This is a genomic window from Actinomycetospora sp. C-140, from assembly GCF_054796175.1.
This window is the reverse complement of record NZ_JBTWNF010000007.1, coordinates 109,922-127,160: the sequence shown is the minus strand read 5'-3', so window position 1 is coordinate 127,160 and position 17,239 is coordinate 109,922. Positions and strand designations below refer to the sequence as shown.

Sequence of the window (17,239 nt, the reverse complement as noted above, 5' to 3'; positions counted from 1 at the left end):
TCAGCGCGGGGAGGCGAAGACGACGACGTTGTCGACGTACGAGCGGGTCCGTGGGTCGAACGGCCCGCCGCAGGTCACGAGGCGCAGAGCGGGCGTGGCCGTGGGGCCGTAGACGCGGTCGGTCGGGAACGTGTCCTTGCCGAACTGCTCCACCGAGTCGACGACGAAGCGCGCGACGGAGCCGTCGCTGCGGGGGACGTCGATCGCGTCTCCGGGGCGCAACTGGTGCAGCCGCGCGAAGACGCCGGGCCCCTGCCAGGAGTCGACGTGCCCGACGACGACGGCCGGGCCGGACTGCCCGGGCACCGCCCCGTCGGTGAACCACCCGAGGTCCTGCGGGCCGGTCGGCGCCTGGAGCGCCCCGCCGCCGTCGACGGCCAGGTCCTGCAGGGAGCCGGCCGAGATGCCGAGCGCCGGCACGGACAGGCCGGTGGGACGCAGGCCCGCCCGCGGTGCGGCGGGGACGGCGAGCACCGGCATGGGACGGGCGACCGGGGTCGGCGCCGACGCGCCCGCGAGACCTCCGAAGCCCGCCGGCACGCCCCCGCTCGGGGTCGTGCGCGTCCGCGGCGTCGGGCTCGGGGACGTCGACGGCCCGGCCGACGCGGTCGGTGTCGGGGTCGCGCCGGTCGGGGAGGAGGACGACGAGCTCGGGGCGCCCTCCGGCCCCGCGGTGGCGGCGTCGGGGACCGCGACGACGGCGAGCGCGCCCTGCGGGTCGCGGGTGACGATCACCGAGCTCACCGACCGGCTCGCGACGGGCAGCGTGACCTGGGTGGTCTGACCATTGCTGGTGGTGACGTCCATCGTCCAGACCCGCGCGTCCACCGTGGCGTAGTCCGAGGCCGCGCCGTAGAAGACGTCGTCGGCGAGCGGCCCGCCGCCGCGGGCGGTGACGTCGACGGCGCCGACGCCCGTCGCGGCGGACACGACCCGCACGAGGGCCCGGCCGTCGGCGGGCGCGGCGGTGCGGTCGGCGAGGATCTCCGCCTGCGGGGTCCCGTTCGGACCGACGTCGACGAAGGCGGCGGTCTGGGCGGACCCGGCGGTCACGGCGACGCTCGCGGTCAGCGCCGGCAGCGAGGTGGCGGCGGCGCCGGCGGGGCGGGCCTGCAGCGTGTAGACGCCGGGCGCGGCCGGGAGGTAGCCGGTGAGGCCGCGGTAGGAGACGCCGGACGCGACCTTGGTCAACGGGAGCCCGGGCCCCTCGGCGTACATGTCGACCGCGCCGGTCGAGGGCGAGAGGTGGGCGACGCGCAGCAGGCCCTGGTCGGTCGGCGCCGACTGCGAGGACGGCGCGACGGCGAGCGACACCACCCCGGCCTGGGCGAGGACGCCCGTCCCGCCGATCGCGAGGGCCGTCGTGGTGAGCGCGAGCGCGGCCGTGCCCGCGCGCCGCCCGATCAGTCGACCCATCCGTGGTCCCATTCCGCCGTCTCCCGCTGCTCGCCGTGGTCACATCCCAGCCCCGACCCCGCGTCGTTCGTCCGAACGGGCGAGTCGGTTCAGGAGATCGACTGGCGCGTTCGTCACAACGAGCGGCATCGCGCGGGGATGCGACCCGCGCGGCACGATCACGTCATGACCGATGCGGACCCCGGCACACCCGCCCTCCCGCTCGACGGCGTCCTGGTCGTGGCGTGCGAACAGGCCGTCGCCGCGCCGCTGGCGACCCGCCACCTCGCCGACCTCGGCGCCCGCGTCATCAAGATCGAGCGCCCGGGCCGCGGGGACTTCGCGCGCGACTACGACACGGTCGTCGGCGGTCTCTCGAGCCACTTCGTCTGGCTCAACCGCGGCAAGGAGAGCGTGACGCTCGACCTCAAGGACCCCGAGGCGCTCGCCGCGCTGCGGCGGATCCTCGCCCGCGCCGACGTCTTCGTGCAGAACTTCGCCCCCGGGGCCGCCGAACGCCTCGGGCTCGGCGCCGACGACCTCCGCCGGGAGCACCCGCGGCTGGTCCACTGCAGCATCTCGGGCTACGGCGCCGACGGCCCCTACCGCGACGCGAAGGCCTACGACCTGCTCATCCAGGCCGAGACGGGGCTGGTGACGATGACCGGCACGCCCGAGCACCCGGCGAAGGCCGGCATACCCGCCGCCGACATCGGGGCCGGGATGTACGCGTTCTCCGGCATCCTCGCCGCGCTCTACGACCGCGAGCGCACGGGGGAGGGGACCGCGCTGGAGGTCAGCCTCTTCGACGCCCTGAGCGAGTGGATGGGCTTCCCGCTGACCTACGCCGCGGGCGCCGGACGCGCTCCGCGGCGCGCCGGGACGTCGCATCCCGCGATCGCGCCCTACGGGACCTTCGCCGCAGGCGACGGCACCGAGGTGGTGCTCGCGATCCAGAACGAGCGGGAGTGGGCGCGCTTCTGCGCCGAGGTCCTGGGCGACGAGGGGCTGGCGACCGACGAGCGCTTCGCCACCGGGTCCGCACGGCTCGAGCACCGCCCCGAGCTGCACGCCGCCATCGACGCGGTGCTCGGCGCTCTCGACGGCGAGGAGGTGGTCGCGCGCCTCGCCGGCGCCGGGATCGCGCACGCCCGGCAGCGCGACCTCGTCGGCGACGAGGGCGTCCTGCGCCACCCGCAGCACACCGCCCGCGACCGCTGGCGCACCGTCGGCTCCCCGGCGGGCGCGGTGCCCGCCCTGGTCCCGCCGATCGGGCTGCCGGGCCGCCCGCTGCGGATGGGTGCGATCCCGGACGTCGGCGAGCACACCGACGCCGTCCTTTCCGAGTTCCGGAAGACCTGACGCCGCCCGCTTGTCCTCGCCCGAGCGGGTGCGCTTCCCTGCCGCACCATGGCCGGTCCCTCCCGCAGGAGCATCTTCACGGCGAGCTTCGTCGGCACGTCGATCGAGTGGTACGACTACTACATCTTCGGCACCGCCGCGGCGCTGGTGTTCGGGAGCCTCTTCTTCCCGCAGTTCTCCTCGGTGGCCGGCACGCTCGCCGCGTTCGCCACGTTCGCGGTGGGCTTCATCGCGCGCCCGTTGGGTGCGGCGGTCATCGGCCACTTCGGCGACCGCCTCGGCCGCAAGGCGATGCTCGTCCTGACGCTGCTGCTCACCGGCGGGGCGACCGCGCTGATCGGCCTGCTGCCGACGTACGCGGCGATCGGCATCGGCGCCCCGCTGCTGCTGGTGGCGCTGCGCGTGGTCCAGGGCTTCGGGGTCGGCGGCGAGTGGGGCGGCGCGGTGCTGATCGCCACCGAGCACGCCTCCCGCCGGCAGCGCGCGCTCTACGGCAGCTTTGCGCAGTTCGGGGTCCCGATCGGCGTGCTGACCTCGAACCTGGCGTTCCTCGCCGTCGCCGGTCTGCCCGACGAGGCGTTCCGTTCGTGGGGCTGGCGCGTCCCCTTCCTGCTGTCGGTGGTGCTCGTCGTCGTGGGCTTCGTCGTGCGCAGCCGGCTCCAGGACGCGCCGGAGTTCGAGCGCGTGAAGCGGGAGCGGACCACGAGCCAGGTGCCCGTCGCGGAGCTCGTGCGCCGGCACCCGCGGGTGCTCGGCCTCGCCAGCCTGGCGTCGATCGCGCCGCCGGCCGTCGGCTACACCGTGATCGTCTACATGCTCAGCTACGGAACGACGGTGCTCGACTACGAGCGCACGACACTCCTCACGCTGATCATGATCTCCACGGTGATCTGGGTGGCGACGATCGTCGTGGCCGCGATGCTCTCCGACCGGTACGGCGCGCGCCCCGTGTACGTCGTCGGGGCGATCACCGCCGTCCTCTGGCCGCTGCCGATGTTCGCGCTGGTCAACACGGGGTCCGCAGCCCTGGCAGGACTCGGGTTCGCCGTCGCGGCGGTGGTCCAGGGGATCATGGCCGGCGCCCAGGGCGGGCTGTTCAGTGAGATCTTCCCGGTCCGCGTGCGCTACAGCGGGATCTCCATCGCCTACCAGATCGGCGGGATGGTCGGCGGGGCGATCACGCCGCTGGTCGCGACCGCGCTCTTCGGCGCGACGGGCTCGTCGACCCCGATCGCGCTCTACGTCTCCGCGCTGTCGCTGCTGACGCTGCTCGCGGTGTTCGGCCTGCGCGAGGGGTCCGCGCGGTCGCAGGAGGAGGTCGCGGAGGACGACGCGGGGGACGACGCGGAGGACGACGCGGTGCGGCATCAGCCGAATTGATGCGCGCCATTCCCGATCGCTGTTTCTCGGGCCGCGGCGTGCATTCCTACGATCGATCGCGTGAGGATCGTGGTGTCGCGGCTCGACGAGTTCGGGCCGGGGGAGCGGCGCATCGTCGAGGCGGGGCGCCGGTCGATCGGCGTGTTCCGGGTCGGTGACCGGTTCTACGCCCTGAACAACCACTGCCCGCACCAGGGCGGGCCGCTGTGCCTGGGACGGGTCGCGCCGTGGCTCCGTTCCGCGGCGCCGGGCGACTACCGCGTGGACGGCGAGGACGCGCTGCTCGCGTGCCCCTGGCACGGCTGGGAGTACGACCTCGCCACCGGCCAGTCGTTCCTCGGTCCCGGGGAGGCGCCGGTCCGGACCTACGGGGTCTCGGTGGGAGCGCGGGAGCCCGGCCCGTACGTCGCCGAGACGTTCCCGGTGCACGTGGAGGACGCGTGGGTCGTGGTCGACACGACGGCCCGCGGGGAGGAGCCCGGATGACGACCACTGCAGCGCCGAGCACACGGCCCGGACGACAGCGCACCGCGCGGACCCTCGTCGACGCCGACATCCACCCCCACGCCCTGGCGCCCGACGTCGCGGCACGGCTCGCGCCCGCCCACCGCCGCCGGTGGGAGATGTTCGGCAGCCGCGTCCCCGGGCCGCCGGAGATCTACCCGCGGGTGCGCAACGCCGGCTTCCGCGTCGACGCGTGGCCCGACGGCGGCTTCCCGGGCAGCGACCTCGGGATGGTGCGCGACCAGCTCCTCGACGAGTTCGACGTCGACCACGGCATCCTCATCCCGCTGCAGGGCCACAGCTGGGGCGTCGAGGCGCCGGAGTACGCGGCCGCGTTGTGCGGCGCGCTGAACACCTGGATCCGCGAGGAGTGGCTCGACCGGGAGCCGCGCCTGCGCAGTTCGATCGCCGTCCCCCACGAGGCGCCCGACCTCGCGGCCGCCGAGATCCGCCGCCGGGCCGGCGACCCCGGGTTCGTGCAGGTGCTCCTGTCGACCGGCACGGAGCTGTCCGTGGGGCGCCGGAACTACTGGCCGATCTTCGCGGCGGCCGCGGAGGCCGGGCTGCCGATCGCCGCCCACACCGGCGGCCTCGCCCAGCACCGGTCCGCCGGCTGGCCCTCGTTCTACCTCGAGGAGCACGTCTGGAACGGCAACACCATGGCCGCCCTGCTCATGAGCTTCCTGCTGGAGGGCGTCTTCGAGGAGTTCCCGACGCTGCAGCTCGTGCTGATCGAGGGCGGGATCGCGTGGGCCGGTCCGCTGCTCTGGGCCCTCGACCAGGCGTGGGCGACGCTGCGCGAGGACGTCCCCCACCTGCGGCGGCCGCCGTCGGAGATCGTGCGGGAGCGGGTCTGGTTCACCACGCAGCCGATCGAGGAGCCCGACGACCCGCGCCACCTCGAGCTCGCGTTGCGCCACCTCGACATGGACGACCGGATCCTCTTCGCCTCGGACTACCCGCACTGGGACTTCGACTCGCCGCGCCACGCCCCGCGCAGCTTCCCGTCCGCGATCCGGGACACCGTGATGGGCGCGAACGCCTGCCGCCTCTACGGACTGCCGGCGCGGGACGCCGGGTGAGCACCGCGGTCGGGACGGGCGCGGTCGACTGCGACGTCCACTGCGCGCCGGCGCACCTCGACGAGCTCGGCGGCTCCTTCGACGCCTACTGGCGCGGCTACGTGCGCGACGCGGGCCTCGCGCTCTCGCCGACCCAGGCCGGTGCCTACCCGCCGGGCGCGCCGACGAGCGCGACGCCCGCCGCCCGGGAGGCCGGGCTGCTACCCGCGGCGGGCACCGTCGACGCGCTGCGTGACGCGCTCCTCGACCCGGCCGGCCTGCAGACCGCGGTCCTGAGCTGCACCAGCGCGTTCCCGGTCAACCGCAACCCGTACTACGAGGCGGCGCTGACCCGGGCCGTCAACGACTGGCTCCTCGAGCAGTGGCTGGCCCGGGACACCCGCCTGCGGGCGAGCATCGTCGTGCCCACGCTCGACACGCGGGCCGCCGTCGCGGAGATCGAGCGGGTGGGGTCGCACCCCGGTGTCGTGCAGGTGCTGCTCCCGGTCCGCACCGACGCGCCGTGGGGCAACGTGCGGCACCGTCCCGTCCTCGAGGCGGCCGCCGAGCACGGTCTGGTCGTCGGCCTGCACGCGTGGGGACGCGCCGGGCAGGCCGGGACCCCGTCCGGGCTGACCCACACCTACGTCGAGGACTACCTGACCAACTCGCAGGTGGCCGCCCAGGCGCAGCTGACCAGCCTGGTCACCGAGGGCGCGTTCGCCGCGGTACCGGAGCTGCGGGTGACGCTGGTCGAGTGCGGTTTCTCGTGGCTGCCGGCCCTGCTGTGGCGCTTCGACAAGGACTGGAAGGGCGTCTGGCGCGAGGTGCCCTGGGTCGCCGGGCGGCCCTCGGAGATCGTGCGGGAGCACGTGCGGTTCACGACGGCGCCGGCCGCGCTCCCGCCCGACCCCGCGCGGATCCGCGAGGTCCTCGAGCTGCTCGGCGGGACCGGCGCGCTGCTCTGGGCGAGCGACCACCCCCACGACCACGGGCCGGGCGGAGGGTGGTTGCTCGACGCGCTCACCGACGACGAGCGGGCGGCGGTGACACGCGACAACGCCGTCGCCTGGTACCGGCTGTGACCCTGCCCGGCTTCGCTCCGCGCGACGTCCCGACCGAGTCCGGCGTCCGCATCCGCGTCCACACCGCCGGTGACGGACCGCCGGTCCTGCTCCTGCACGGGTGGCCGCAGACCTCGGCCATGTGGCACACCGTCGCGCCCGACCTCGCCCGCGACCACACCGTCGTCGCGGCGGACCTGCGGGGATACGGGGCCAGCACCGCATCCGCGACCGCGCGGTTCGACAAGCGCGCCATGGCCGGCGACCAGGTCGCGGTGATGGCGGCGCTGGGTCACGAGCGCTTCGCCGTCGTCGGCCACGACCGCGGTGCCCGCTGCGCCTACCGGCTCGCCCTGGACCACCCCGAGGTCGTCACCGCGCTCGCCGTGCTCGACGTCCTGCCGACCGGGGACGTGCTGGCCGCCGTCGACGCGGCCTTCGCGCTCGCGGCCTGGCACTGGTTCTTCCTCGCCCAGCCCGGCGGTGTGCCGGAGCGGATGATCCTGGCCGACCCGGACGCGTTCTTCGCCCGCCACGTGCCCGATCCCGAGCCCTACCGCGACGCCTGGCGCCGCCCCGAGGTCGTCGCGGCGATGTGCGCCGACTACCGGGCCGGCGTCACCGACGACGCCGCCCACGACGAGGCCGACCGCGGCCGGCGCGCGATCGCCTGCCCGACCCTGGTGCTCTGGGGCCGGACGGGACCGCTGGGGAGGGCGCCCGACCCGCTCGGGACGTGGCGGCGGTGGGCCCCCGCGGCCACCGGCCGGGCCCTCGACTGCGGCCACCACGTCGCCGAGGAGCGCCCCGCGGAGACGCTGGCGGCGCTGCGGGAGCTCCTCGACCGTTGACGCGGAAGGTCCCGGACCCACCAGAATCGGGCATGCCACCGACGGCGGGTCACCGATGAGCCGCCCCCGCGCGTCGCTGGCCAACCTCGACCTCAACCTCGTCGTCTTCCTCCGGGAGCTGCTGCGCGAGCGCAACGTGACCCGGGCCGCCGAGCGGATCGGGGTGACGCAGCCCGCCGCGAGCGCCGCCCTGCTGCGGCTGCGCCGCCACTTCGCTGACGAGCTGCTGGTCCGCAACGGCGCGCAGTTCGTGCTCTCGCCGCTCGCCGAGCAGCTCGCCGGGCAGGTCGAGCCGGTGTGCGAGGGCCTGGAGGCCCTGTTCGTGACCACCGGGGACTTCCGGCCGGAGGATTCGCAGCGCGAGTTCACCCTCCTCATGCCCGACTACGCGGTCTGCGCGCTCGGCGAGTCGCTGTCACGCGCGATGTACCGCGAGGCGCCCGGGACGCGCCTGCACGTCAAGATCGTGAACGAGGCACTGCCGACCGATCCGCTCGACACCCTCCGTGTGATCGACGGGATCATCTCCTCGCCGACGCAGGCCCTGCGGACCGCGGGCATCCGCGACCTCGAGCTCTTCCGCGACCGGTGGGTCTGCGTGCTCGACCGGCACCACCCGGCCGCCGACCGGCTCACCCTGGCCGACCTCGAGGACCTGCCGTGGGTGGTGCCGCACCATCCCGACGGCGGCTATCCGGCCAGCTACCCGCTGACCCCGTTGCTGGCGCGGCTGTCGCGGCGCCCGCGGGTCGCGGTGCGCGTCGACAGCTACCGCGCGACGCCGTACTTCGTGGCCGGCACCGACCGGGTGGCCGTGATGCAGCGGCGCCTCGCGGTGACTTTCGCCGACCACCCCGACCTCGTCATCGTGCCGTGTCCCGGCGACCCGCCCGAGATCGTCGAGTGCCTCTGGTGGCACCACCGCGTCGACGACGACCCGTCGCACCGGTGGTTGCGCGGCGTCGTCCGTCGGGCGGCGCGGATCTCTCCCGACGCCGATCTCGGAACGATCACGCCGGTCGGCCATACACCCGGATGATGACGTCAATTCGAACTACTGATTTCCCGTCGGATCGGAATCGTTCGTAGTGTGATTTCGGCCGTCGAGGGATGCGTTTCCACCATTCCCCGGGCGCGCCACCACGAGGCCAGACGAGGAGGCTCGGGTGACGACGTCGTTCCCGATGACCCCGGCGCTGTCGCGCCGCCGGTTCCTGCACCGCGCCGGCCTCGCCGCGACGGTCGGGGCCGCCGCGGTGGTCGTCCCCGCCTGCTCCTCCGGGCCCGGCGGGTCCGGCGAGCGGGTCGTCTTCCTCAACGTCCTGCCGCTGGAGACGCTCTCCTTCACCCCGGAGCTCGTCGCCGCGGCCGGGGGGCACTTCGCGCGGGAGGGCCTGGACGTGCAGTTCCAGACCACGCGCGGGTCGGCCCAGGCGATCCAGACGCTCATCGCGGGCAGCGCCCTCGTGTCCCGCATCGGCGACATCGAGACGATGATCGCCGTCGGCCAGCGCAACGCGCCGCTGGTCAACGTCAGCACGATGCTCCAGCAGGTCACGGTGCGGATGGTCTCCGCGGCGAGCGCGCCGATCCGGACGCCCGCCGACTTCGCCGGCAAGACGATCGGGCTGCCGTCGCAGGGCGGCACCAGCGAGACCACCCTCGACCTCGTGCTCGCCCGCGGCGGCGTCGACCCGGCCACGGTCCAGCGCCAGGTCGTCGGCGTCGCGCCGGGGGTGTTCGACCTCGTGGCGCAGGGCCGCATCGCCGCCTACGTCGCGTCGCTGGACACCTCCGAGCAGCTGCGCACCCAGCGCCCGGACGCGGTCGTGTTCAACCCGGCCGACGTGATCACCAGCGGCGCCCAGCTCTACGCGACGTCGCGCCCCCAGCTCGACGACCCGCGCAGCCGCGACCTCATGACCCGCTACCTGCGCGGGATCCGGTCGGCCGTCGGCGCGGTGCTGGCCGACCCGACCGGCGACCAGACGCTCGCGACCATCCGCAGCCGCTACGACTTCCCGATCCTGCAGGACACCGAGCTGGCGAAGACCAGCCTGCGGGCCTACACCGCGAACTGGAACGCGGCGGGACCGCAGAACCTCATGCGCACCGACCCCGCACGCTGGCAGGCCACCTACGCCGAGCTGACCGCCGCCCGGATCATGCCCGGCGGTCTCCAGCCCGACCCCTGGTTCACCAACGACCTGCTCGGGACCTGACATGACCGACCACCTCCTGGAAGAAGCGGCCCCCGCGGGTGCCGTCGTGCACCCCGAGCTCGAGCTGGCGGGCGTCGACAAGGTCTACAGCTCGCGGCGGGGCAGCACCGAGGCCCTGCGCGGCATCGACCTGAGCGTGGCGAGCGGCGAGTTCGTGGCGCTGGTCGGCCGCTCCGGCTGCGGCAAGACCACCCTGCTGCGGATCCTCGCGGGCCTGCTCCCGCCGACCGCCGGCGAGGTGCGCGCGGGCGGGCGCCCGGTGTGGCGCGGGACGCGGCGCGACGAGGAGACCGTCAGCCGCTTCGGGTTGGTCTTCCAGGACGCGAACCTCTTCCCCTGGTTCTCCATCGAGGACAACGTCGCGCTCCCGCTCAAGCTGCGCGGAACCGATCGGGCCACGCGGCGGGCACGGGCCCACGAGCTGTGCGACCTGGTCGGGCTCGGCGGCTTCGAGAAGTCGCTGCCGCGCGAGCTGTCCGGGGGGATGCGCCAGCGCGCGGCCATCGCCCGGGCGCTGAGCTGCGACCCGAGCGTGCTGCTCATGGACGAGCCCTTCGGCGCGCTCGACGCCCTGACCCGCGACCGGATGAACATGGAGCTGCAGAGCATCGCGGCGAGCACGGGGGCCACCGTCGTGTTCGTGACCCACTCGATCCCCGAGGCGGTCTTCCTGGCCGACCGCGTCGTGCTGCTCTCCCCGCGGCCGGGCCGCATCCACTCCGTCGTCGACGTCGACCTCGCCCGCCCCCGCGAGCTGGAGATCGACGTGGAGCCCGCCTTCCGGGAGACGGTGCGGTCGCTGCGCGGGGCGCTGGACGAGGAGGACACGGAGCGAAGCGGAGCTGGACCATGGGAGGAGGACTGACATGGAACAGCGCGGTCTCTCGAAGTGGCTGCCGTGGGTCTCGGCGCCGGTGCTGCTCGTCCTGCTGGTGGTCGTCTGGTCGCTGGCGGTCTCGCTGTTCGGCATCTCGGAGTTCGTCCTGCCGCCCCCGTCGGCGGTGGGCGCATCGCTGGGCGAGCTGCTGGTCGACCCGGAGACATGGGGCCACGTGCAGGTGACCGTCTCCGAGGTGCTCACCGGCTTCGTCATCGCGCTGGTGCTCGGGGTGCTCGGCGGGTGGGTCCTCGGCCGGGTCGCGTGGCTCGAGGTCGCGATGCGCCCGGCGCTGGTCGCCTTCCAGGTCGTGCCGAAGGTCGCCCTCATCCCGATCTTCGTGATCTGGTTCGGCTTCGGGCTCACCTCGAAGGTGATCATGGCCGCGATCCTGGCGTTCTTCCCGATCCTGCTGAACGTGCTGCTCGGCGTGCGGTCGGTCGACCCGGGCCACCGCGACGTCATGCGCGGCCTCGGCGCGAGCCGGTGGTCGACGTTCCGCAACCTCGAGCTGCCGAGCACGCTGCCCTACGTCTTCGCCGGCATGGAGGTCGCGATCGTCTTCTCGGTGATCGGCGCGATCGTGGGCGAGTACCTGGGCGGCAACGAGGGGCTGGGCTTCCTCGTGGTCTCGAGCCTCAACGCCCTCGACGCCCCGGCGCTGTTCGCGGTCATCGTCCTGCTCGCCGCCGTCGGCTCGGTGCTCTTCTTCGCCGTGAACATGGCGAAGCGCCTCGTGATCCCGTGGCACGAGTCGGTGAGCGAGAAGGAGTTCGCGTGACGTGCCGCATCCCCTGACGCCGCTGCGGCTCGACACCGTCGTCCGTCCGGCCGCCGAGGCGCCGCACGTGCTGCGCGCGGACGTGTGCGTGGTCGGCGCGGGGATCGCCGGGGTGTCCGCCGCGCTCGAGGCCGCCCGTCTGGGTCGCGACGTCGTGCTGGTCGACGCCCTGCCGGTGCTGGGCGGTCAGATGGTCACGTCGCTGATCGGGCTGTTCTGCGGGGTGTTCGGCAACGCGCCGGGGTACCACCGGCTGACCCGTCACGTGTTCGACGGGATCCTCGCCGACCTCGGCGCGTCGGGGGACCTCGCCTATCACCACCGGCACACCGTGACGGTCAGCTACGACGAGGTGGCGCTCGGGCGGTGGGTCGAGCGGGCCGTCCGCGACGCCGGGATCCGGGTCGTGCTCGGGGCGTCGGTGCAGGGGGTCGACGTCACCGACGGGCGGGTCCGGAGGGTCCGTGCCGCCACGCGGTACGGCGACGTCGTCGTCGACGCGAACGGGTTCGTCGACGCCAGCGGGGACGCGGCGCTGACCTGGCACGCGGGCCTGCCCTGCCGCGTGCCCGAGCGCCCGATCTACGGCAGCCAGCAGATCGTGCTCGAGCACCTCGACGAGGACCAGAAGCCGGACCCCGCCGAGCTCGCGGCGCGCGTCGGCGCCCGCGTCGCGGACTACGGGCTCGTGCGCCGCGACGGGCTCGCGTTCTTCTTCACCGGCCGCGACCAGGCGGTGATGAACATGACCCACGTCGAGGCGCCGCTCGACCCCGTGGCGGCCGCCGCGGCCCAGCTCGAGGGCCGGGAGCAGGCCGACCGCGTGGTGGCGTTCCTGCGCGCCGAGTTCCCCGCGGCGTTCGGGAAGGCCCGTGTGCGGGCCTACGGGTTCCCGGGACGCCGCCAGACGCGGTGGATCGTCGGCGCCGGGCAGGTCACCGTCGACGACGTGCGGTCCGGGCGGCGCCCGACCGACGCCGTCGCCCGCACCGCCTGGCCCATCGAGCTGCACGACCGCGTCGAGGGCTACGTGTGGGAGACCTTCGACGCCGACCACGTGCACTACGTGCCGCTCGCGGCGATGACCCCGCCCGGCGTCGCGAACCTCGTCGCCGCCGGGCGCTGCGTCGACGGCGACGCGGCCGCGCTCTCGAGCGTGCGGGTCATGGGCCCGTGCTCGGCCATGGGCGTGGGCGCCGCGCACGCGCTCGACCTCGCGGGCACCGGTTCCGTGCACGACATCGACCACGCCGCGCTCGGCGCCCGGCTGACGGCGAACCTCGACTCCTGAGGAGCACGCAGATGACGATCACCTGGGACCCGCCGATCCTCGACCCGTCGGGCGGCGGAGCGCGCGACACCGACCCGGCCCTGACCCCGCGGCCGGCGGCGCTGACCGGCCTGCGGCTCGGCCTGCTCGACAACGGCAAGCCCAACGCCGCGGCGCTGCTCGACGCCGTCGCCGACCGGCTGGACGCCCGGTTCCGGCTCGCCGCCGTCGTGCGCGAGACCAAGGGCTACTTCGGCACCCCGGCCGACGAGGACCAGATCCTGCGGATGCTGCGCTCCTGCGACGTGGCCGTCACCGCGATCGGCGATTGAGGCTCCTGCAGCGCGGCCAGTCTGGCCGACGGGATCGCACTCGAGCGCGCGGGCGTGCCGGCCGTGTCGCTGTGCACCGACGCGTTCACCGCCGCCGCGGGGGCGATGGCCCGCGTCCAGGGCCACCCCGACTTCCCGTACGCGGTGCTGCCCCATCCGCTCGCGAGCCTCGACCGCGACGGCGTCGCCGCGCGGGCGGAGGCGATCCTCCCGCGGGTGCTGGCGATCCTGGGGGTGACCGATGCCTGACCCACGGGTGGCCCGCGCGGCCATCGAGCACTGCTACGACGCGGGCTGGACCGACGGGCTGCCGGTGGTGCCGTGCACCGAGGACGCGCTGGCCGAGTTCCTCGCCACGACGGCCCGCGACCCCGACGAGGTCCTGCTCGACCTGCCGCAGATCGGGCGCGCCGCGACCGTGCGCCTGGCCGCCGTCACCGCCGTGATGGCCGGCTGCCGCCCGGAGTACTTCCCGGTGGTCCTCGCGGCGTGGGACTCGTTGCGCGCCGAGCGCTACCCGGGCCGCGGCATCTGGCAGTCGACCACCGGCACGGCGCCGATGGTGCTGGTCAACGGCCCGGTCGCCGAGCGGATCGGGCTCAACGCCGCGGGGAACGTCTTCGGTTCCGGGGTCCGCGCCAACGCGACGATCGGCCGGGCGATCCGGCTCGCCGCGATCACGATCTTCGGCCTGCGCCCGGGCGAGCTCGACCAGGCCACCCAGGGCACGCCGGCCAAGCACACGTGCTGCCTGGCCGAGAACGCCGCCGCGAGCCCGTGGGACCCGCTGCACGTCGACCTCGGCTTCGACGCGGCGGCGAGCACCGTCACCGCGATCGTCATCCGCTCGATCGTCCACGTCGAGGCCCGGCACACCGCGCGCCCCGAGCAGCTGCTGCGCGACCTCGCGGGCACCGCCGCGCGCACCGGTGCGCTGCTGCACGCCAGCACCAGCGCCGCGCTCGTGCTCTCCCCGGAGCACGCGCACCTGCTCGCCGACGCCGGCTGGTCGAAGGCCGACGTGTCCCGCGCCGTCCACGAGGAGTCGTGGATCGACCGGGAGCGGCTCGCCGCGGTCGGCAAGTCCGCGGTGTCGTCGACGACGCGCTGGCGGGTGCCCGACGACCACCCCGAGGCCACCGGCCACGTGGAGTCCGGGCTCCACGCGCTGACCTCGCCGGACGCGGTGCTCGTGGTGGTCGCCGGCGCCGCGAACGCGGGGGTCTCGGCGGTCGTCGACACCTTCGGGCCCCGCGGCGGCCCGCCGCCCACGGTGGCGGTCGAGGACGGCGACCTCGACGGCGCGCTGGCCCCGTTGCGGCACCTCGTCGGCCGCGACGGTTACGAGCTCCGGTGGAGCGTGCGCGACGGCGCCGTCGCGGTCGACATCACCGCTGGCCCGGACGCGTGCGAGGACTGCCTGGCCCCGCGTCCCGTGATCGCCGGGGTGCTGACCGACGCCCTCGCGGGCTCCGGATGGCGTCTCGGTGAGCTCAGCCTGCCCGCGGATCAGACACCGGAGCGGTAGAGCTGGGCGACCTGGGCCGCGGTGAGCGCGTTCGTCAGCACGGCGGCGTCGTACATGCTGCCCGCCCACGCGGGGGTGGTCGGCGCGGAGGGCCAGCCGCTGAGGTTGTCCCAGCCCAGGCGCCACCAGCCGGTGCGCGTCGTGCCGCCCTCGGCGGTCGTGGTCGTCGGGTCGGCGGCCACCTGCGTCCCGTCGACGTAGAGCACCATGCCGGCCGCCGAGAGCGTGGCCGCGAGGTGCCACTGGTCGTCGTTGTAGGCGACGGGGCTGGTGACGGTCTTCGTGGCGTTGGTGTAGACGCCGAAGACGAGCTGCCCGGCGTTGGTCATGTACAGGTGCCGGTCGTAGCCGCTGGCGGTGAGCCCCGTGCGGGAGCTGCCCCAGCCCACCATCCGCCCGCCGGTGGCGGTGTTCGTCCGGAACCAGGTGACGATCGAGAAGACGTTCGTGCTCGCGATCGCGGTCGTGCTGGTCGTGGCGACGTAGGGCGTCAGGACGGCGGAGCCGTTGAACGTCGTCGCGCGCGCCGGGGTGTCGCGGGGACAGGGCTTGGTCGGGGCGGTGGTGAAGCCGAGGAGGCCGTTGTAGGTGCCGGTCGTCCCGCCGGTCAGGGAGCGGGCGGTCGCGAGGTTGGCGACGTTCGCGTCGTCGAGGGGCCAGGCGATGTAGTTGCTGCTGCCGAGCCCCGCCGTGGCGCCGAGACAGGTGAAGTAGGGGTTCGCCGTCGCGGTGTCGGTGGAGTTGGCCACGCGCGCGGTGAAGGCCGCGAGGGTGGGGCTCGGCGCGACCGTCAGCGCGAGCGCCAGCGCCATCCCGAGGGACGTGGTCGCCGTGCCCGGTCCGCGTCGGCGGTCGGACGGGCCCGGGTCGGTGTCGGGGTCGAGCGGCGGGGGCGGACCACGGTCGTCCGTGCCCCCGCCGCCGGGGCCCTCGACCAGCGGGTGGCGCCGGGCGGCGACCAGGCCGTAGACCATCGGCAGGAGCCAGCAGCCCGTCATCACGATCCACAGCCACCACGGCATGTGCACCCCGCTCGTGAGCACGTTGCCCTGGGCCTCGGGCGACCGCGGGGTGGTGAGCAGCCCGACCTGGCCGCTGACGAGGTCGAGCTCGCCGCCGGTGTCGGCCGTGACGCGGGTCGGGAGCAGCCCGGTCGAGACCAGGGTGATGTTCGTGCGGTCGGCCTCGGCGACGGTCGCGAGGGTCGTCGTCCCCACGAACGGTCGCAGGACGAGGCTGGTCGCCCCGAGCAGGATCGACAGACCGAGCACGCGCGTGGGCACCGCCCACCGCCACGGCAGCCACCGCCGCGTCGCCCACCAGAGCAGGACGACGCCCGCGATGAGGGCGGGCAGTGCCCGCACGAGCCACCCGAGGCCGGGGGCGACGGCGACGACGGTGCCGGTGAGGTCCGGGGCGTGCAGCACCCACGGGTCCGCCGCGCCGTTGATGTCGCCCTTCGTGCGCAGCCCGGGCCCGGCGGGGTCGGGGTCGACGGCGACCACCCGGTGGGTCACCGAGTGCCCGCCCTCCGGCGGCCGGAAGGTGACGACGTCGCCCGCCGTGCCCTTGACGGCGGGGCGGGTCAGCACCACCGAGCCCACCGGGGCGGCCGTGCCCATCGAGGGGGTGGAGATGATCTGCCAGCGGCCCCCCGTGGGGTGCCAGGTCAGCGCCGCGCCGAAGACGGCGAGGATCGCGACGGCGACCAGCACGCCCGGCACCCGCGACGACGGTCGCCGGGCGGGGTCCTGCGGGGGGAGCGGCAGCGGGAGGGGAGCGGTCACCGCGTCGGGGTCGGTGCCGGGGTCGCGTGTACCCACAGCTGCTCTCAGTCGTGTCGGGACGTCGGGGTCGAGCTCGCTCTCGCTCCGTCTCCCGTCAGCTGGTGAGCGTCCAGGTGATCGGCTGCGAGGCGGACAGTCCCTGGTAGGTGTTGCCGGCCGTGCTGTCGAGATAGACGGTGAAGGTGAACGGGATCGTCGAGCCGGAGTTGGCGGCCGGGACGAGCGCCGCGGGCAGGGTGACCGTCGTGTTGGCCAGGGCCGAGGCGACCGTGTCGGCCTGCACGACCGTCGCGCCCGAGGTGACCTTGACGTGCAGCTTGCTGCAGAAATCGGTCGCCGTGCCCGCGCCGGCCGGGGCGGCGGGCTGCGTGCAGGCACCGAAGCCCATCGTGAACGCCGTCGCCGGGAGCGTGCCGGTGTTCTTGAAGTTCACCGTCGTGACGATGTTGTTCGTGGTCCCGGTGGCGTTCGACGGCGTCATGGTGGTGCTGCCGCCGTACTTGTTGAACGTCGCGCAGGTGGCGGTGTTGGTGCTGACGCCGCCGCCGTCGGAGCTGTTGCACGGGGTGGTGCCGGCCGCGCCGGACTCCTGCAGGACCAGGGAGCCGGCCGCGGCGGTGTCGTTGCTGTTCGTGATGGTCGCGACGAACGCCGAGAACGTGTTCGTCATCGCCAACGACATGAACAACGCGCCGACGAGACCGGCCCCGACGATCAGCCGGACGAACCGGCGCTGCTGCGGGGACGAGGAGTCCCGTGCCATCTGGATCACCTTCCGCACGACGGTCAGTACTCATCTGTCCGTCAGACGAAAGTCGATCTAGC

Annotated in this window: 16 protein-coding genes; 13 read left to right on the top strand and 3 right to left on the bottom strand. The window is 74.4% G+C overall.

The window, feature by feature from the left end:
- Positions 1-1,416, bottom strand: coding sequence for a class F sortase (locus tag ACR9E3_RS13880; RefSeq protein WP_460380872.1), 1,416 nt, complete (start codon positions 1,414-1,416; stop codon positions 1-3).
- A gap of 165 nt (positions 1,417-1,581) precedes the next feature.
- On the opposite strand from ACR9E3_RS13880, the gene ACR9E3_RS13875 reads away from it, so the two are divergent.
- From ACR9E3_RS13875 to ACR9E3_RS13815, 13 genes are all read left to right on the top strand, one after another.
- Positions 1,582-2,757, top strand: a complete 1,176-nt coding sequence (locus ACR9E3_RS13875; RefSeq protein WP_460380871.1) for a CaiB/BaiF CoA transferase family protein — start codon at positions 1,582-1,584, stop codon at positions 2,755-2,757.
- 48 nt (positions 2,758-2,805) lie between these two features.
- Positions 2,806-4,137, top strand: a complete 1,332-nt coding sequence (locus ACR9E3_RS13870; RefSeq protein WP_460380870.1) for an MFS transporter — start codon at positions 2,806-2,808, stop codon at positions 4,135-4,137.
- Between the two features lie 60 nt (positions 4,138-4,197).
- Complete coding sequence (locus tag ACR9E3_RS13865) at positions 4,198-4,623, top strand: Rieske (2Fe-2S) protein (protein ID WP_460380869.1); 426 nt, start codon at positions 4,198-4,200, stop codon at positions 4,621-4,623.
- Entirely contained in the window at positions 4,620-5,723 is a 1,104-nt protein-coding gene (locus ACR9E3_RS13860; protein ID WP_460380868.1) for an amidohydrolase family protein, read from the top strand. Before ACR9E3_RS13865 ends, ACR9E3_RS13860 begins: the two co-directional genes overlap by 4 nt.
- Positions 5,720-6,787, top strand: a complete 1,068-nt coding sequence (locus ACR9E3_RS13855) for an amidohydrolase family protein (RefSeq protein WP_460380866.1) — start codon at positions 5,720-5,722, stop codon at positions 6,785-6,787. Before ACR9E3_RS13860 ends, ACR9E3_RS13855 begins: the two co-directional genes overlap by 4 nt.
- Positions 6,784-7,617, top strand: a complete 834-nt coding sequence (locus ACR9E3_RS13850; protein ID WP_460380865.1) for an alpha/beta fold hydrolase — start codon at positions 6,784-6,786, stop codon at positions 7,615-7,617. The genes ACR9E3_RS13855 and ACR9E3_RS13850 overlap by 4 nt, the downstream gene beginning before the upstream one ends.
- Before the next feature lie 55 nt (positions 7,618-7,672).
- On the top strand, positions 7,673-8,656 hold the full coding sequence (locus ACR9E3_RS13845; protein WP_460380864.1) for a LysR family transcriptional regulator: 984 nt from the start codon (positions 7,673-7,675) through the stop codon (positions 8,654-8,656).
- A gap of 127 nt (positions 8,657-8,783) precedes the next feature.
- Positions 8,784-9,839, top strand: a complete 1,056-nt coding sequence (locus tag ACR9E3_RS13840; RefSeq protein ID WP_460380862.1) for an ABC transporter substrate-binding protein — start codon at positions 8,784-8,786, stop codon at positions 9,837-9,839.
- Between the two features lies 1 nt (position 9,840).
- Positions 9,841-10,704: an ABC transporter ATP-binding protein gene (locus ACR9E3_RS13835; RefSeq protein WP_460380861.1), complete on the top strand. Its 864-nt coding sequence runs from the start codon at positions 9,841-9,843 to the stop codon at positions 10,702-10,704.
- 1 nt (position 10,705) lies between these two features.
- Complete coding sequence (locus tag ACR9E3_RS13830; protein WP_460380860.1) at positions 10,706-11,497, top strand: ABC transporter permease; 792 nt, start codon at positions 10,706-10,708, stop codon at positions 11,495-11,497.
- Position 11,498: 1 nt separating this feature from the next.
- Positions 11,499-12,788 (top strand): FAD-dependent oxidoreductase, encoded by a 1,290-nt coding sequence (locus ACR9E3_RS13825; protein ID WP_460380859.1) that lies wholly within the window; start codon positions 11,499-11,501, stop codon positions 12,786-12,788.
- 11 nt (positions 12,789-12,799) lie between these two features.
- On the top strand, positions 12,800-13,348 hold the full coding sequence (locus ACR9E3_RS13820) for a UGSC family (seleno)protein (protein WP_460380858.1): 549 nt from the start codon (positions 12,800-12,802) through the stop codon (positions 13,346-13,348).
- Positions 13,341-14,627 (top strand): hypothetical protein, encoded by a 1,287-nt coding sequence (locus tag ACR9E3_RS13815; protein WP_460380857.1) that lies wholly within the window; start codon positions 13,341-13,343, stop codon positions 14,625-14,627. The genes ACR9E3_RS13820 and ACR9E3_RS13815 overlap by 8 nt, the downstream gene beginning before the upstream one ends.
- Here ACR9E3_RS13815 and ACR9E3_RS13810 read toward each other — a convergent pair.
- Together ACR9E3_RS13810 and ACR9E3_RS13805 are read right to left on the bottom strand one after the other, a co-directional pair.
- The gene (locus tag ACR9E3_RS13810; protein WP_460380856.1) at positions 14,609-16,414 is read right to left on the bottom strand and encodes a LamG-like jellyroll fold domain-containing protein; all 1,806 of its coding nucleotides are present in this window, start codon (positions 16,412-16,414) and stop codon (positions 14,609-14,611) included. The two genes, ACR9E3_RS13815 and ACR9E3_RS13810, sit on opposite strands and share 19 nt — an antisense overlap.
- A gap of 94 nt (positions 16,415-16,508) precedes the next feature.
- Entirely contained in the window at positions 16,509-17,177 is a 669-nt protein-coding gene (locus ACR9E3_RS13805) for a hypothetical protein (protein ID WP_460380855.1), read from the bottom strand.
- Positions 17,178-17,239 lie beyond the last annotated feature (62 nt).

Excerpts from the sequence above, each read along its gene's own strand:
- ACR9E3_RS13880 (WP_460380872.1), bottom strand. The coding sequence starts at position 1,416 with ATGGGTCGACTGATCGGGCGGCGCGCGGGCACGGCCGCGCTCGCGCTC.
- ACR9E3_RS13875 (WP_460380871.1), top strand. The coding sequence starts at position 1,582 with ATGACCGATGCGGACCCCGGCACACCCGCCCTCCCGCTCGACGGCGTC.
- ACR9E3_RS13870 (WP_460380870.1), top strand. The coding sequence starts at position 2,806 with ATGGCCGGTCCCTCCCGCAGGAGCATCTTCACGGCGAGCTTCGTCGGC.
- ACR9E3_RS13860 (WP_460380868.1), top strand. The coding sequence starts at position 4,620 with ATGACGACCACTGCAGCGCCGAGCACACGGCCCGGACGACAGCGCACC.
- ACR9E3_RS13845 (WP_460380864.1), top strand. The coding sequence starts at position 7,673 with ATGAGCCGCCCCCGCGCGTCGCTGGCCAACCTCGACCTCAACCTCGTC.
- ACR9E3_RS13835 (WP_460380861.1), top strand. The coding sequence starts at position 9,841 with ATGACCGACCACCTCCTGGAAGAAGCGGCCCCCGCGGGTGCCGTCGTG.
- ACR9E3_RS13830 (WP_460380860.1), top strand. The coding sequence starts at position 10,706 with ATGGAACAGCGCGGTCTCTCGAAGTGGCTGCCGTGGGTCTCGGCGCCG.
- ACR9E3_RS13815 (WP_460380857.1), top strand. The coding sequence starts at position 13,341 with ATGCCTGACCCACGGGTGGCCCGCGCGGCCATCGAGCACTGCTACGAC.
- ACR9E3_RS13805 (WP_460380855.1), bottom strand. The coding sequence starts at position 17,177 with ATGGCACGGGACTCCTCGTCCCCGCAGCAGCGCCGGTTCGTCCGGCTG.